14 protein-coding genes are annotated in these 13,807 nt (G+C 73.2%); 6 read left to right on the forward strand and 8 right to left on the reverse strand.

The annotated features are described in order from the left end of the window. The 4 genes from ACWEVN_RS21505 to ACWEVN_RS21520 all read right to left on the reverse strand — a co-directional run. A partial coding sequence (locus tag ACWEVN_RS21505; RefSeq protein ID WP_452052445.1) for a phosphodiester glycosidase family protein occupies window positions 1-1,829 on the reverse strand: 1,829 nt, incomplete at its 3' end. Window positions 1,830-1,934: 105 nt separating this feature from the next. Continuing rightward, on the reverse strand, window positions 1,935-2,648 hold the full coding sequence (locus ACWEVN_RS21510; protein ID WP_452052446.1) for a maleylpyruvate isomerase family mycothiol-dependent enzyme: 714 nt from the start codon (window positions 2,646-2,648) through the stop codon (window positions 1,935-1,937). 54 nt (window positions 2,649-2,702) lie between these two features. Then, a complete protein-coding gene (gene ndk / locus ACWEVN_RS21515) occupies window positions 2,703-3,113 on the reverse strand; it encodes a nucleoside-diphosphate kinase (RefSeq protein ID WP_176171787.1) in 411 nt (136 codons plus the stop codon). A gap of 58 nt (window positions 3,114-3,171) precedes the next feature. After that, entirely contained in the window at window positions 3,172-4,719 is a 1,548-nt protein-coding gene (locus tag ACWEVN_RS21520) for an alkaline phosphatase D family protein (RefSeq protein WP_452052447.1), read from the reverse strand. A 124-nt stretch (window positions 4,720-4,843) separates the two neighbouring features. On the opposite strand from ACWEVN_RS21520, the gene ACWEVN_RS21525 reads away from it, so the two are divergent. Beyond that, window positions 4,844-7,201, forward strand: coding sequence for a penicillin acylase family protein (locus ACWEVN_RS21525; RefSeq protein ID WP_452052448.1), 2,358 nt, complete (start codon window positions 4,844-4,846; stop codon window positions 7,199-7,201). Between the two features lie 21 nt (window positions 7,202-7,222). On the opposite strand, the gene ACWEVN_RS21530 is transcribed toward ACWEVN_RS21525, so the two are convergent. Further along, window positions 7,223-7,792 (reverse strand): TetR family transcriptional regulator, encoded by a 570-nt coding sequence (locus ACWEVN_RS21530; protein WP_452052449.1) that lies wholly within the window; start codon window positions 7,790-7,792, stop codon window positions 7,223-7,225. Between the two features lie 151 nt (window positions 7,793-7,943). On the opposite strand from ACWEVN_RS21530, the gene ACWEVN_RS21535 reads away from it, so the two are divergent. From ACWEVN_RS21535 to ACWEVN_RS21545, 3 genes are read left to right on the forward strand one after another with little or no spacing between them, the layout of a single operon-like run. Further along, window positions 7,944-8,195 carry a hypothetical protein gene (locus tag ACWEVN_RS21535; protein WP_452052450.1) on the forward strand — a complete coding sequence of 84 codons (252 nt, stop codon included), beginning with the start codon at window positions 7,944-7,946 and terminating at the stop codon, window positions 8,193-8,195. Window positions 8,196-8,203: 8 nt separating this feature from the next. Then, the gene (locus ACWEVN_RS21540) at window positions 8,204-9,028 is read left to right on the forward strand and encodes a hypothetical protein (RefSeq protein ID WP_452052451.1); all 825 of its coding nucleotides are present in this window, start codon (window positions 8,204-8,206) and stop codon (window positions 9,026-9,028) included. Beyond that, window positions 9,025-9,336 carry an ArsR/SmtB family transcription factor gene (locus tag ACWEVN_RS21545; protein ID WP_452052452.1) on the forward strand — a complete coding sequence of 104 codons (312 nt, stop codon included), beginning with the start codon at window positions 9,025-9,027 and terminating at the stop codon, window positions 9,334-9,336. Before ACWEVN_RS21540 ends, ACWEVN_RS21545 begins: the two co-directional genes overlap by 4 nt. A gap of 4 nt (window positions 9,337-9,340) precedes the next feature. On the opposite strand, the gene ACWEVN_RS21550 is transcribed toward ACWEVN_RS21545, so the two are convergent. Next, complete coding sequence (locus tag ACWEVN_RS21550; protein ID WP_452052469.1) at window positions 9,341-9,697, reverse strand: DUF4233 domain-containing protein; 357 nt, start codon at window positions 9,695-9,697, stop codon at window positions 9,341-9,343. Between the two features lie 50 nt (window positions 9,698-9,747). Beyond that, window positions 9,748-11,403 (reverse strand): bifunctional tetrahydrofolate synthase/dihydrofolate synthase, encoded by a 1,656-nt coding sequence (folC, locus tag ACWEVN_RS21555; protein WP_310972308.1) that lies wholly within the window; start codon window positions 11,401-11,403, stop codon window positions 9,748-9,750. Between the two features lie 73 nt (window positions 11,404-11,476). Here folC and ACWEVN_RS21560 point away from each other — a divergent pair, with 73 nt between their 5' ends. Beyond that, window positions 11,477-12,112 carry a class I SAM-dependent methyltransferase gene (locus ACWEVN_RS21560; protein WP_452052453.1) on the forward strand — a complete coding sequence of 212 codons (636 nt, stop codon included), beginning with the start codon at window positions 11,477-11,479 and terminating at the stop codon, window positions 12,110-12,112. Between the two features lie 73 nt (window positions 12,113-12,185). Then, window positions 12,186-13,046, forward strand: coding sequence for an SGNH/GDSL hydrolase family protein (locus tag ACWEVN_RS21565; protein ID WP_452052454.1), 861 nt, complete (start codon window positions 12,186-12,188; stop codon window positions 13,044-13,046). Here the strand turns inward: ACWEVN_RS21565 and ACWEVN_RS21570 are convergent. Then, window positions 13,030-13,806 (reverse strand): alpha/beta fold hydrolase, encoded by a 777-nt coding sequence (locus ACWEVN_RS21570; protein WP_452052455.1) that lies wholly within the window; start codon window positions 13,804-13,806, stop codon window positions 13,030-13,032. The genes ACWEVN_RS21565 and ACWEVN_RS21570 overlap by 17 nt on opposite strands. Window position 13,807 lies beyond the last annotated feature (1 nt).

Raw genomic sequence — 13,807 nt, forward strand, 5'->3', positions numbered from 1 at the left:
GCCGCGCCGACGACCGCCGGGAACACCGTGGCCGCCCAGCCCGCCGGGCCGTCCAGCGGCGACGCCACCTGGGCCACGGTGCCGACCGACGCGGCCAGGTGCGTGGTCAGGCCGGCCGCGGACGCCGTGATCGCCGAAGCGCCCGAGGACGTCAGCGCGGTCACCGCGTAGCCGTCCCCGGAGGGCTCGATCCGCACCACCGAGTGGTCGTAGTCGAGCTTGACGTCGTCGGGCTCCAGCCAGGTGCCGTAGCCGTCGGCGTCGTAGCCGTAGACCTTGAACGTGCTCCGCGCGCCCGCGCCCGACAGCGCGACCTGCTCGGTGCTCGTGCCGAGCCGGACCGCCCGGCCCAGCACCGCAAGCGCGGTCTTCCCGGACGCGCGCCCGGACCGCGCGACGACGTCGACCGCCCCCGCGTCGTGCCCGGTGACGACCCCGCGCGTCACGGTCGCCCGCCGGGGATCCGACGTGCTCCAGCGCGGCTCGGCGGCCACCGCGGCGCCCGTTTCGTCGTGGCCGTCGGCGACCAGGTGCCTGCTCAGGCCCGCCAGCACGCGGTTCGCGCCGTCCGCCGCCACGGCGGGCGCCGGGGCGAAGCCGGTGAGCCGGCCGCTGCCCGGCACGGTCGCGAAGCCGATCCCGTTGGGCACCAGGCGTTCCCCGCCGTCGGACGGCGAATTCCGGACGCTCGGCGCCGCTTCGCCCTCGTTGCGCGCGAGGAGCGTCGACGACCCGCCGCCGTCGAGGTTGATGGCGTCGTCGGCACCGAGGCTCTTCATGTGCCGCGCGAGTTCGAGCTCGGTCATCCCGCGGCTGTCGGCCTGCCGACCGTCCACGGTGGCCAGCCACAGCTTCCGGCCGTCGGCGGAGAAGCCGACCGCGGTCCGCGGGTGCATGGCGACGTCGTCGACCGGCTGGACGACACCGTCGCGGAGGAGGACTTCGTTGCCGCCCACGGCGACCGCGATCTTCCCGGCGTCCGAGCGCGGGGCGTAGGTGACGCCGACCGCGTCCCCCGGCTGCAGCGCGGCGAGCGCGTCGGCCCCGGCTTCGCGGGCCAGCAGCACCGTCGTCCCCGCCGCGATCGGGCCGGGCGCCGGCTGCTCGCGCACGGCGGTGACCACGCCGTCGCGGAGTTCGGCCTCCCGCACCCGGGACGCCCCCGCCACCGAGGTCGCGCGCCCGGCGGCACCCCACAACGGCGTGTAGACGCCGATCGCGTCGGTGCCGAGGACCGGGCTGTTGAAGTTGGTCGCCTTCACCGCGCCGCCGGGCAGCGTCACGGTGGCTTCGAGGAAGATCGACGCGAGCTGGGCTTTGCCCGCGTCGGTGATCGACGCGGTGAGGTTGTGCCCGGCGGCGGGTGCGGTCTGCAGCTGCCCGCGGTCGATGCCGACGCCGATCGGCGCGCCGGTGGCGTTGATGTCGAAGAAGTCGCCGTTGACGCCGGCCACCGCGCCCGCCCGGGCGACCTGCTGCGACAGCGGCGTGCGCGCGGAAACCGTGCCGGGGCTCAGGTACGTCGGCTCGAGCACCTTGCTGCCCAGGTCGACGGCGAGGGTGTCGCCGCGGATCCAGCCCGCCGGGTCGAACCGGTCGAACTGGGTGAGGTTCAGGCCGGGCGCGACCTCGGTGGTCGCGCTGCCGGTGACCAGGCCGTCGTCGGGGTCCGCGGTGGCGAAGGCGCTCGGGCCTTCGTGGGCCGACGACCCGGCGGGCGCGGCCTCGACCGGCGGGGTGCCGAGCGGCGCTTCGAGGCGGTCCGCGGGCACGGCGAAAGCCGTCGCGAACAGGGCAGCGAGCGGCAACAGGATGCGTGACTTCTTCACCGGGTACCCCAGTATCGAGTGAGAGCGATCCGGACCAGCACAGCGCAGCGGCACGGCCGGCGGAAGACTTCCCGGTGAACGCCGCCTGAATGGTCTAGAACACCATCAGGGGGTCAGCGGTGCGGCGAGGAGCGCCTCCGCGGCAGCGCCGGTGGCGCGCGGGTCCGGCCCGGTGCGTTTCCACAGGCGCAGCAGCAGATCACGCGCGGGTGCCTCGACGGTCGCGCCGCCCGCGACGGCCGGTCCCAGCGCGGGCGGCTCGCCGGGGTGCACGGTCCAGACGTCACCGGTGTCGGTGGCGCGCACGGTGACCGGCCCGGGCAGCCGGGGCACGGCGTGCCAGCGCGTCACGCGGGGCAGCATCGCCGTGAAGACCTCGTCGACGCCGTCCGCGGCCACGGCCGGGTCGAGCGCGGGATCGCTGCCGAGGTCGGCGAGGTGGACGGCGGTTTCGTGCACCTGGCGGCGGAACCAGAACGCCTTCGTCTTGCCCGTGCCGCCGAAGTGCCAGCACGGGTCCGCGGGGTCGGCGGCCTGGAGCTCGCCGAGCAGGAGCCGCGCGCTTTCGGCGTACCAGGGGACGAGGTCGGCGTCCGGGCCGGCGGTGAAGTCCTGCGGGTGCACCTCGCCGGTGCGGACGACGGTGGCGGCCCAGCGGTGCACGTTGCCCAGGTGCGCCGCGAGGTCGGCGACGGTCCAGCCGGCGCAGTCGGACACCGCGGCGGCCGGGTCGGCCGTGCGCAGCCCGTCGGCGAACGCGCCGGTCAGCCCGGCCAGCACCGGGACGTAGTCGCGCGGCCGGAAGGGCATCGTCGTCATGGGGGCTCCGAAGCGGGAACCGGGGCCACGCGGACGTGGCCCCGGTTCAGGCGATCACAGGTCGGGGAACCAGAGCTTCAGCTCGCGCTCGGCCGACTCCGGCGAGTCCGAGCCGTGAACCAGGTTGTACTGGGTCTCCAGCGCGAAGTCGCCGCGGATGGTGCCCGGGGTGGCCTTCTCGACCGGGTCGGTGCCGCCGGCCAGCTGGCGGAACGCGGCGATGGCGCGGGGGCCTTCGACGGCGAGCGCGACCAGCGGGCCCGAGGTGATGAACTCCAGCAGGTCGCCGAAGAAGGAACGCTCCTTGTGCTCGGCGTAGTGCTCCTCGGCCAGCGCCTGCGGAACGGTCCGCAGCTCGAGCGCGGCGAGCTTGAGGCCCTTGCGCTCGATCCGCGAGACGACTTCGCCGACGAGGCCGCGCGCGACGCCATCGGGCTTGACCAGGACCAGCGTGCGTTCAGTCACGACGGTGTTTCTCCTTGGTGCGGTGTGTTTCGGTGCGGGCGAGCCTAGCCGACCCTGCTCAGCGGCCTTGCGGGTGCAGTGTCTTCGACCACAGCGACGCCCCGGCGGCGTCCCGCAGGTCCACCCGGAGGTCGCCGCTGGCGCCGTCGACGTTCAGCTCGCCGAAGTGCTGGAAGCCGTCGATCGGGGCGGTGTTCGCCGCCGGCGGGGCGTGCACGAAGACCGCCTGCGGGCCGAACGTCGGGTCCAGGGTGTTCGGGCCGAACGCCCCCGCGTTCAGCGGGCCGGACACGAACTCCCAGAACGGGTCGAAGTCCTGGAAGGCCGCCCGGTCGGGTGAATAGTGGTGGGCCGCGGTGTAGTGGACGTCGGCGGTCAGCCAGACGACGTTGCGGACGCGGCGGCGCTGGATCTCCCGCAGCACCCAGGCCAGCTCGGTCTCGCGGCCGCCGGGCGCGCCCGGCAGGTTGTTCGCGACGGCTTCGATGTCGGCGCCGTCCGGGACGACCAGGCCCAGCGGCATGTCGGCCTGGACGATCTTCCAGGTCGCCGTGCTGCGGCCGAGCGCGTCGGCGAGCCAGCGGGCCTGGGCGTCGCCGAGGATGTAGCCCGGCTTCGTCTGGTCCGCGGTGTTGGCGTTGCGGTAGGTCCGCATGTCCAGGACGAAGATTTCGACGCGGGAGCCGTAGGTGAAGCTGCGGTAGACGCGGCCGTCGACGGCCCGGCGCGAGTCGATCGGGTGCCACTCGTGGAACGCCTGGTACGCCCGCGGCGCGAGCACGTCGACCCGCTTCTCGGTGTAGGCCGGGTTGTCGATGATCTTGCCCGGGTACCAGTTGTTCAGGACCTCGTGGTCGTCCCACTGGACGTAGGAAGGCACCTGCGCGGCGAAGCGCTTGAAGTTGTCGTCGAGGCGGTTGTAGGCGTGCTGGCCGCGGAACTCTTCCAGGGTCTCGGCGACCTTCGCCTTCTCGGGCGTGACGACGTTGCGCCAGGTCCGGCCGCCGGGGAGGGTGACGGTCTCGGTCAGCGGGCCGTCGGAGTACACCGTGTCGCCGCTGTGCAGGAACAGGTCCGGGCAGCGGGCGGCCATCGCGGAGAAGATCGTCATCCCGCCGAGGCCCGGGTTGATGCCCCAGTTCTGGCCGACGACGTCGCCCGACCACAGGATGCGCGCGTCGCGGCGGCCCACCGGCGCGGTGGCGAAGCGGCCGGTCAGCGGCTCGCTCGTGGCGCGCCCGTCGAGGGCTTCGGCGGTGACGCGGTAGTGGTACTCGGTGCCGGGCGCCAGCGCCGGGACGCGCACACGGCCGGTGCCGCCGCTGTCCGGGCCCACCAGCGGGCCGGGCACGCGGCGGGCGTGCCGGAACGACGGGTCCCGCGCGATCTCGACGACCAGGCGCGACGGCCGGTCCGCGCGGGACCAGACGATGGCCGAGCCCGGCGTGACGTCGCCGGACTGGACGCCGTGGGTGAGCACCGGCCGGTCGCGGCGGACGAGCGGGGTCGCGGCGAAGGCCGCCGACGGCACGACGAGGCCGGCGGCGACCGCGGAAGCGCCGGTCAGGCCGGCCTTGATGAGGGTGCGGCGGGAGTGTTCGGTCATGCGCGGTTTCTATCCCGCCGCGGCCAACGCCGGCTTGCGCGCGGATGAACGAACACTGGGGGTTTCCCCCATACCCGGTCGTCGTCGCCGTCGGTAGCTTGGTGATCACGACAAGGGGGTACGAATGGCACTCTTCAGGAAGGCGCTCGCCGGTTTCGCGGCGGTGCTTTCGGTCACCACACTCGGCGCGGGGGTCGCGAACGCGGGTGAGAACAGCGCGAAAGCCGTGCTGCGCTACACCGAACACGGCATCCCGCACATCGTCGCCAAGGACTTCGCGGGCCTCGGCTACGGGTACGGCTTCGCGGCGGCGACCGACAACGTCTGCGAACTGGCGAAGATCTACGTCACGGTGAGCGCGCAGCGATCGCGGTACTTCGGTCCGGACGGCGAAGGCTACCCGTCGCTGTCCGAGGCGAAGACCAACCTGCACAGCGACCTGTTCTTCCAGCAGCTCAACGACTCCGGCGTGGTCGACAGGCTGGTCGCCCGGCCCGCGCCGCAGGGGCCTCGGCCCGAGGTCCGGCAGATCGTTTCGGGCTACGTCAAGGGGTACAACGCCTACCTGGCGCGCACCGGCCGGTCCGGGATCACCGATCCGGCCTGCCGCGGCGCGGACTGGGTGCGGCCGATCACCGAGCAGGACTTCTACCGGCACTTCTACTCGATCGCCGTCACCGGTGGCCTGGGCTTCGTCACCGAAGGGCTGTTCGCGACGCCGCCGTCCGGGGCGCCGTCGCCGGCCGCGGGCACGCCCGCGCAGCTGTCGGCCAGCCTGCGGGAGGGGCTCGGCAAGGGCGGTCTCGGCAGCAACGGCATCGCCATCGGCGCCGACGGGACGGCGGCGGGCCAGGGCAGCGTGCTGCTCGGCAACCCCCACTACCCGTGGCACGACGGACGGCGGTTCTGGCAGAGCCAGCTGACCATCCCCGGCCGGGTCGACGTCGCCGGGGCGAGCCTGCTCGGCATGCCGTTCGTCATGATCGGGCACACCGCGGATGCGGCCTGGACGCACACGGTGTCCACTCCGGTCACGTTCGGCCTGTTCGAAGTCCCGCTGGCGGCCGGTGACCCGACGACGTACGTGGTCGACGGCAAGCCCGAGAAGATGACCTCCCGCGAGGTCACGGTCCAGGTGCGCCAGGCCGACGGCTCGCTGGAGCCGGTCCGGCGGACGTTCTGGTCGACGCGGTACGGCCCGGTGCTGGACGACGTCGGCGGGATCCCGATGCCGTGGACGGCGAAGTCGGCGTTCGCGCTGCGGGACGCCAACGCGACCAACCTGCGCGGGCTGAACACGTGGTTCGAGCTCGACCAGGCCCGCAGCACGGCCGACGTCGTCCGGGCGCTGAGCAGCACGCAGGGTGTGCCGTGGGTGAACACGATCGCCACCGACCGGGCGGGCACCGCGCTCTACGCCGACATCCAGGTCGTCCCGCACGTCACCGACGAGCTGGCCGCGAAGTGCAGCACCCCGACCGGCCGGCAAACGCTGGCCGGCGACGGACTGGCTATTTTGGACGGTTCGCGGTCGGCTTGCCAGTGGGGTTCGGACCCGGGTGCGCTGGAGCCGGGGATCTTCGCGCCCTCGCGGCTGCCGCAACAGCAGCGGCGGGACTACGAGCTGAACGCCAACGACAGCGCGTGGCTCGCGAACGCCCGGGCGCCGCTCACCGGGTTCCCGCGGATCGTCAGCGACCAGGACACCGAGCGTTCGCCGCGCACCCGGGAAGCGCTGCTGACGGCCGAGGCGAGCAAGTTCACCACGGACTCGATGAAGAAGATGCTCTTCGCCGACCACAGCCTGTTCGCCGACCTGGCGGCGGCGGACCTGGCGAAGCTGTGCGCGTCGTTCCCGGGCGGACTGGCGCCGTCGTCGTCCGGCCCGGTCCCGGTCGGGCCGGCGTGCACGGCGCTGGCGAGCTGGGACCACACGTACTCGTCGGACAGCCGTGGTTCCCTGCTGTTCCAACGGTTCGCCACCCGGCTCGCCAACGTCGACCGGTTCTCCGTGCCGTTCGACCCGAAGGCACCGCTGACCACGCCGCACACGCTCAACGTCGGCAACGCGGACGTCCGGAAGGCATTCGGCGACGCCCTCGTGGAGCTGCGCACGGCGGGCTTGGCCCCGGACACGCGCCTGCGCGACGGCCAAGCCGTCACGCGAAACGGCGACCGCATCCCGATCCACGGCGCGCAGAGCTTCCTGGGCGTGCTGAACGTGATGACGACGGTGTGGGACCCGGCCCGCGGCAACACCGAGGTCGCACACGGGTCCAGCTACATCCAGGTGGTCGGGTTCAGCGGACGCGGGTGCCCGGACTCCTCGACGCTGCTGACGTACTCGCAGTCGGCGAACCCGAAGTCGCCTTACTTCAGTGACCAGACGAAGTTGTACAGCCGCGGCGAGTGGGTGAAGGAGCGATTCTGCGAGACCGACATCCTGCGCTCGCCGGCGCTGCGGGTGGTGGTGCTGCGCTGAGTTCTCGGCGGAGACGGGCGTTCAGCCGTCCGTCTCCGCCGCCAGCGTCCGCAAGTCCGCGTACGCCTCGTCGAGGTGTTCATCCAGGCTGCGCACGGACTCCCGGATCCAGGCGCCCGCCGCGAGGTGGAACGCGCCCCAGCCGACCTGGGTGGCCAGCGCGGCCAGCCGGTCGCCGACACCCCGATCGCGCAGCGCGTCGGCGAGGGCGTCGGCCATCGCCGCGGCCTTGGCCAGGTCGCGCTCGCGCAGCGCCGGCGTTGCGGCGATGACCGCCAGCCGGGGTTCGGCGAAGGGGCGGTTCGCCTCCAGGATCCGGCCCGCCTTCCGGAAGGCGCGGCGGAGGACTTCGAGCGGCGGCAGCCCTTCGGGCGCGTCGGTCACTGACTGGATCAGGTGCGCGCGCAGGGCTTCTTCGCCGTCGAACAGCACTTCGCGCTTGTCCGGGAAATGCCGGAAGAACGTGCGCTCGGTGACCCCCGCCCTCGCGGCGATCTCGGCCGTCGCGGTCCGGTCGAAGCCGCGTTCCGCGTACAGCTCCAGGGCCGCCTGCTGGAGGCGGCGGCGCGCTTCTTCTCCGCTGCGGGGCACTGCGTCAGCTCACCGGTAGCGACAGCGACTGACACTCCGCGGGACGCTCGTAGCGTCAGTCACTGTCGCCGGCCACACCGTCACCGGCCTGGCGCGCTCGGACGCGGCCGCCGCCCGGCTGACCTCGCTCGGCGCAGCGCCGGCCGGGTGCGTGCTGCACGGGGCCGCGGAGAACGTCCCGTTCCGGAGCATCGCCGGGACGATCGGGCGCGGCCTGGACCTGCCCGTCGTCTCGCTCACCCCGGACGAGGCCGCCGGGCGCTACGCGAGCCCGTTCATGGCCGTGGCCTACAGCTTCGACAGCCCGGTCTCCAGCGAACTCCTCGGCTGGCCACCGGAGCAACCCGGACTGCTCGACGACATCGAGCAGGGGGATTACCTATATCCGGATATGCGGATATAGTGCTCGGCATGCGTGTTCTCGTGGTGGGGCAAGGCCCGGTGGCCCGGGTGCTGGCGACGTCGCTGACCCATCCGGTGGGGTTGGCAGTGCGCGAGCGGACGGCGGATTCCCTGCTGGTGGCGACCCGCCGGCGGGGCACCGCGCGCCGGACCGTTGAGCTCGTGTCGGCCGGCGAGCGGCCGTCGGGCTGGGACGTGGTGATCAGCACGGCTTCACCCGCGTCACCCGGCGTCGCCGAACTGCTCGCGGGTGCGGCGGTCGTCTCGGCGGTCACGCAGGTGCCGTCGGAGGTCGAGCTGCTCCGCGAACTGGCGGCCGGCCGGCCGTGGGGCCTGGTGGTGCCCGGGTTCTTCGCCGGCGGCGCCGATCCGACGTGGTTGTGGCCGCGGGCGCGGTTCACGGTCGCCGGTCCGGCATCGGCGTTGCTCGGGTCGTTGTTCGCCCGGCCGCGGACCGCACCCCTCGCGGCACCGTTGCTGTCCGCCGCGGCGACGATGCCCGTCGTGGCCGGGTCGCACGCCGCGGGCTTCGACCTCGCGGCCGCCCGCCGATCAGCCGGCCACCTCGCGGCGGCGGCGACGCAGGCACGTGCCGCGGTCGCGGCCGGCTACGGCGGCCCGGGCGTGCGGCCGGTCCGCGCGAAGGCCGTGCTCGCGGCGCTGACGGTGCTCCCCCGGCTGGCCCCGTTCGACGTACCGCAGTACCTCCGCGAGCACTTCGGCGGGCACGGCCCGCAGACCGTCCGCATGCTGCATGACTGGGTCGAACTCGGCCGGCGGCACGGCGTGCCGACCGGGGAGCTGGAAGCGCTGCTGGAGCGGGTGCCGGCGTGATCCAGGACGCGCTCACCACGGCATTGCCGGTGCTGCGGGCCCTCGGCGAAGCGACCCGCGTGCAGATCATCGGCGTGTTCCTCGAACGCGGCGGCTCCGCGACGGTCGGGGAGGTGCAGGAGGCGCTGGGGCTGCCGCAGTCGACGGTGTCCCGGCACCTGCGCATCCTGCTCGACGCCCGGCTGCTGGCGGTGAGCCGGTCCGGTCCGCACCGGATCTACCGCCTCGACGTGCCGGCGGATGCGTTGGACGCGCTCGACACGCTGATCACCGAGGTCCGGGCCTGCCAAGAGGCACCGCACCCGTGATGCGTCACGGCTGGGGCTGCTGGCTGGCCAGCGTCCCGGCCGCCATCCGCCGGGCGACGTCGCGGCGCAGCCACTGCAGCCAGAGCCAGACCGCCAGGAAGATCACGCCCAGCACCGCGATCGCCGGCAGCCAGAACACCAGCGCGATCAACACCACCTGCAACACCAGGATCACCGGCACCGCCCACGCGCGCTTGACGAAGCCGCACGTCACGATCAGCAGCACCGCCACCGCGATGACCGTCCAGCCCGTGCCCGTGGAGATCCCGCCGCCCAGCTTGTTGACCACCGGCAGCGCGAGGGCGACCGTGATCGCCTCCATGATCAGCGTTCCCGACATCACGCCGCGGAAGCCCTTCATCGGGTCCTTCGGCTTCGGCGCCTCCTGCGACGGCGGCTGCGACGACGTGGTCACGCCGGCTCCTTCCCGAACAGCGTGCGCGCCTCGCCCGCGGTGACCACCGAGCCCGTCACCAGCACGCCGCCGCCCGCCAGGGGTTCCTCCGGGTCGTCGTTGGTCTCCACCAGCGCGATCGCGGTCTCGATCGCCGTCTCCAGGTCCGTTTCGGCGACGACGCGGTCCTCGCCGAACACCGAGATCGCCAGCTCGTTCAGCTCCTCCAGCGGCATCGAGCGGGGCGACGAATTGCGCGTCACCACGATGTCCGACACCACCGGCTCCAGCGCGTCGAGGATGCCGTGGGCGTCCTTCTCGGCCATCACGCCGACCACCGCGACCAGGCGGCGGAATGCGAACTCCTCGGACACCGTCGTGGCGAGGGCGCGAGCTCCGTGCGGGTTGTGCGCCGCGTCGAGCAGGACCGTCGGCGCCGAGCGGACGCGCTCGAGCCGGCCCGGGGTCTCGACCTCCGCGAACGCCTCGCGCACCGCCTCGACGACCAGCTGCTTGTCCTTGCCCGCACCGAAGAACGCCTCGACCGCGGCCAGTGCCAGCGCGGCGTTCGCGGCCTGGTGGGCGCCGTGCAGCGGCAGGAAGATCTGGTCGTAAACCCCGCCGAGGCCCTGCAGCTTCAGCAGCTGCCCGCCGACGGCGACCTCCTTTTCGAGCACGCCGAACTCGCTGCCCGCGCGCGCGACCGCAGCGTCGACCTCGACCGCCCGCTCCAGCAGCACCTTCAGCACTTCGGGGTCCTGCTCGGCGATCACCGCGACCGAGCCGGGCTTGATGATGCCCGCCTTCTCGCGCGCCGCGCTCACCGCGTCGGGCCCCAGGTACTCGACGTGGTCGAGACCGATCGGGGTGATCACGGCGACGTCGGCGTCCGCGACGTTCGTGGCGTCCCAGGCACCGCCGAGGCCCGCTTCGAGGACCGCGGCCTCCACCGGCGCGTCGGCGAACGCGGCGAACGCCATCCCGGTGAGGATCTCGAACTTGCTCATCTCGACGCCGTCCGCGGAGGCACCGTCCACCATGGACACGTACGGCGCGATGTCGTTCCACAGCTCGGCGTAGCGCGCGGCGGAGATCGGCCGGCCGTCGAGCGCGATCCGCTCGGTGACCAGCTGCAGGTGCGGGCTCGTGTAGCGGCCGACGCGCAGACCCATCCGGGTCAGCAGCGCGTCGATCATCCGGGCCGTGGAGCCCTTGCCGTTCGTGCCGGCCACGTGCAGCACCGGGTAGCCGCGGTTCGGCTCGCCCAGCAGCTGCGTCAGCGCCGAAATGCGGGTCAGCGACGGCTCGATCTTCGTCTCCGGCCAGCGCTGGTTCAGCTCGGCCTCGACCGCCATCAGCTCACGCCGCGCCTCGGGGCCGTTCGGATCGCCGTACTCGACCTGCTCGCCCTGGTCGTCGAGCTCGTGCAGCTCGGCGTCCTCGGGCACGCTCAGGTCGGGCACCGGGCCGGTGGCGAGGTTGTCCCCCAGCTGGCCGACCCCGCCGATCCCGCCGCGCGAGCCGCCGCCGGCTTCGAAGGCGGTGTCGCGGACGTCCAGTTCCGGGTCGTGGTCGTCGGACTCCTCGTACCCCGACGTCCCCAGTTCGTCGACGCCCGCGAAGCTGTCCAGATCCGACAGGTCCGGCTTGCGACCTGTCTCATCCTGCGGCACTGATTCTCCTCCGGCCTGGGGTTTCGCACTTGCCTTGCGAGTCTACGTGCGTGCCGGATGGCACTCTCGACGCATGCCGTTCAACCACAACGACCACTACCACCCGCTGCTGCTGGACCTGCTGCCGCCGGGTCCGGGGATCGCGCTGGACGTCGGGTGCGGCACCGGCCGGTTCGCCCGGCGGCTGGCCGCGACCGGCATGGCGGTGGAGGCCGTCGACCTCTCGGCGGCGATGGTCGAGGCGGCGGCCGGGCTGGGGTCGCCGGGGCCCGGCGAGATCGTCTACCGGCAGGCCGACGTCACCACCGACCCGCTGCCCGAGGCGCACTACGACTACATCTCGTGCCTGGCGTCGCTGCACCACATGCCGTTCGAGACGGTCGCCAAGCTGCGCCGCGCGCTGGTGCCGGGCGGCGTGCTCGTGGTGCTCGGCCTGGCGAAACCAAGCACACCCGCGGACTGGGCGAAGGCGATCGCGGCAGTCCCGGTCAACGCGCTCGCGCGGCTGGTCGTCTACGCCGGCGAGCGGCTGAACGGCGGCCCCGAAGAGGGCCCGACGGCTCCGGTCGTCGACGACTACCCGACGCTGGCCGAGCTGCGCCGCGAGTCGGCCCGGCTGCTGCCCGGGAGCACCGTCCGGCCGTTGCTCTTCTGGCGCACCTTGATCACTTACCGTGAGCACGGCGACGGTGACCCGATCGGCGGGTGAAGTTCTTCCCCGTCGGCCGCCGGTACTCGCTAGATCTGGTGGCAGCAGTTCCACCAGCGAGAACGGGGTCTTCATGCGCATCACCCGGCTGCTCACCGCGGTCGTCTCGGCAGCCGTCCTGCTGCCGGCGTCGGCCGGCACCGCCGCCGCGGCGCCCATCGGCAGCTACGTCGCCCTCGGCGACTCCTTCACCTCCGGGCCGTACATCCCGGTCCAGCGGCTCGACCCGATCGGCTGCGCGCGGTCGACGGCGAACTACCCGTCGGTGGTGGCCGCGGCACTGCACCCCGGCCGGTTCACCGACGTCAGCTGCGCCGGCGCGGACACCACGAACCTGACGCGGCCGCAGAGCGTGCCCGCCGGCGGCACCAACGCCCCGCAGCTGGACGCCCTCCGGTTCGACACCGACCTCGTCACCCTCGGCATCGGCGGCAACGACTACGCCGTGTTCGGCACCCTGACTTCGACGTGCCCGGGCCTGCGGGCCGGCAACCCGACGGGCAACCCCTGCGAAGAGCGTTTCGGCGGCTCGGTGCCGACGACGATCGACAACATCGGGTCGCGGGTCGAGGCGGCGCTCGCGGCGATCCACGAACGCGCGCCCCGCGCCCGGGTGCTGGTGATCGGCTACCCGCGGATCCTGCCCGAGCAGGGCTACTGCCCGGACGTTCTGCCCTTCGCCGACGGCGACTACGCGTGGCTGAACGGTGTCGAGGAGAAGCTGAACCTGACGCTCTCCGACGCCGTGGACGCCGACGGCAAGGCGGAGTTCGTCGACACGTTCGGCCCCTCACGCGGCCACGACGCCTGCGCCCGCGGCGGCGCGGCGTGGATCAACGGCCGGCACCAGAACGTCCTCGAGGCGGCGGCCTACCACCCGGTCAAGGCCGGGATGGCCGGCGTGGCCGCGGTGGTGCTCAAGGCGCTGACCTGACGAAGTCCAGCACGAGCCGGGCGAACTCGTCCGGCAGCTCGGCCGGGGCACCGTGCCCCGCGTCGATCTCGGCGGCGCGCGCGTCCGGGATCGCGGCGACCAGCTCGCGCTGCTGGTCCGCCGGGACGATCCGGTCGTGCGCGCTGCCCAGCACCAGCACCGGCGCGGTGATGCCGGGGAGCACCGCCCGCAGGTCGACGGCGCGGTCGGCCTCGATCTGGCGGTCCGCGCCCGGCTGGATCACCGTTTCCAGGGTCTTGACGAGCTGTTCGTTGCTCTCCGCGGTGGCCTGTTCCCAGTAGCGCGGCCCGAAGGCCATCAGCGGGAGCATCCGGGCGAAGGTCCCGGTGCCGAGCAGGTCCAGCCAGTAGCGGAACTCGGCGTCCTGCCGGACGTCGGTGGCGGGCCAGGCGGCGTGCAGGACGGCGGTCCGGACGCGGTCCGGGCGGGTGCCGGCCAGGTGCGCGGCCACGACCGCGCCGAGCGAGTGCCCGACGACGTGGGCGGTTTCGAAGCCGGCGTCGTCCAGGACGGCGGCGGCCTGGGCGGCGAGGGCTTCGACGGTGATCGGGCCACCGCCGTCGGTGGTCAGGCCGGAGCCGGGGAAGTCGGGCGCGAGGACGGTGAAGCCGTCGGCTCGCCCGGTCAGCGGTCCCCATTGTTCGCGGGACGCGGCGGTGCCGTGCAGCAGGAGCAGAGCGGGGCCGTCGCCGGTCCGGTCGTAGTGGACGACGGCGTCTCCGAGGGTCACTTTCGGCATC

This window comes from Amycolatopsis sp. NPDC003861, assembly GCF_053605405.1.

Bases quoted from the DNA above. Each gene is read 5' to 3' on its own strand.
- ACWEVN_RS21570 (WP_452052455.1), bottom strand. From the start codon at position 13,806: ATGCCGAAAGTGACCCTCGGAGACGCCGTCGTCCACTACGACCGGACC.
- ACWEVN_RS21540 (WP_452052451.1), top strand. From the start codon at position 8,204: ATGCGTGTTCTCGTGGTGGGGCAAGGCCCGGTGGCCCGGGTGCTGGCG.
- ACWEVN_RS21525 (WP_452052448.1), top strand. From the start codon at position 4,844: ATGGCACTCTTCAGGAAGGCGCTCGCCGGTTTCGCGGCGGTGCTTTCG.
- ACWEVN_RS21560 (WP_452052453.1), top strand. From the start codon at position 11,477: ATGCCGTTCAACCACAACGACCACTACCACCCGCTGCTGCTGGACCTG.
- ACWEVN_RS21510 (WP_452052446.1), bottom strand. From the start codon at position 2,648: ATGACGACGATGCCCTTCCGGCCGCGCGACTACGTCCCGGTGCTGGCC.
- ACWEVN_RS21520 (WP_452052447.1), bottom strand. From the start codon at position 4,719: ATGACCGAACACTCCCGCCGCACCCTCATCAAGGCCGGCCTGACCGGC.
- ACWEVN_RS21565 (WP_452052454.1), top strand. From the start codon at position 12,186: ATGCGCATCACCCGGCTGCTCACCGCGGTCGTCTCGGCAGCCGTCCTG.
- ACWEVN_RS21550 (WP_452052469.1), bottom strand. From the start codon at position 9,697: ATGAAGGGCTTCCGCGGCGTGATGTCGGGAACGCTGATCATGGAGGCG.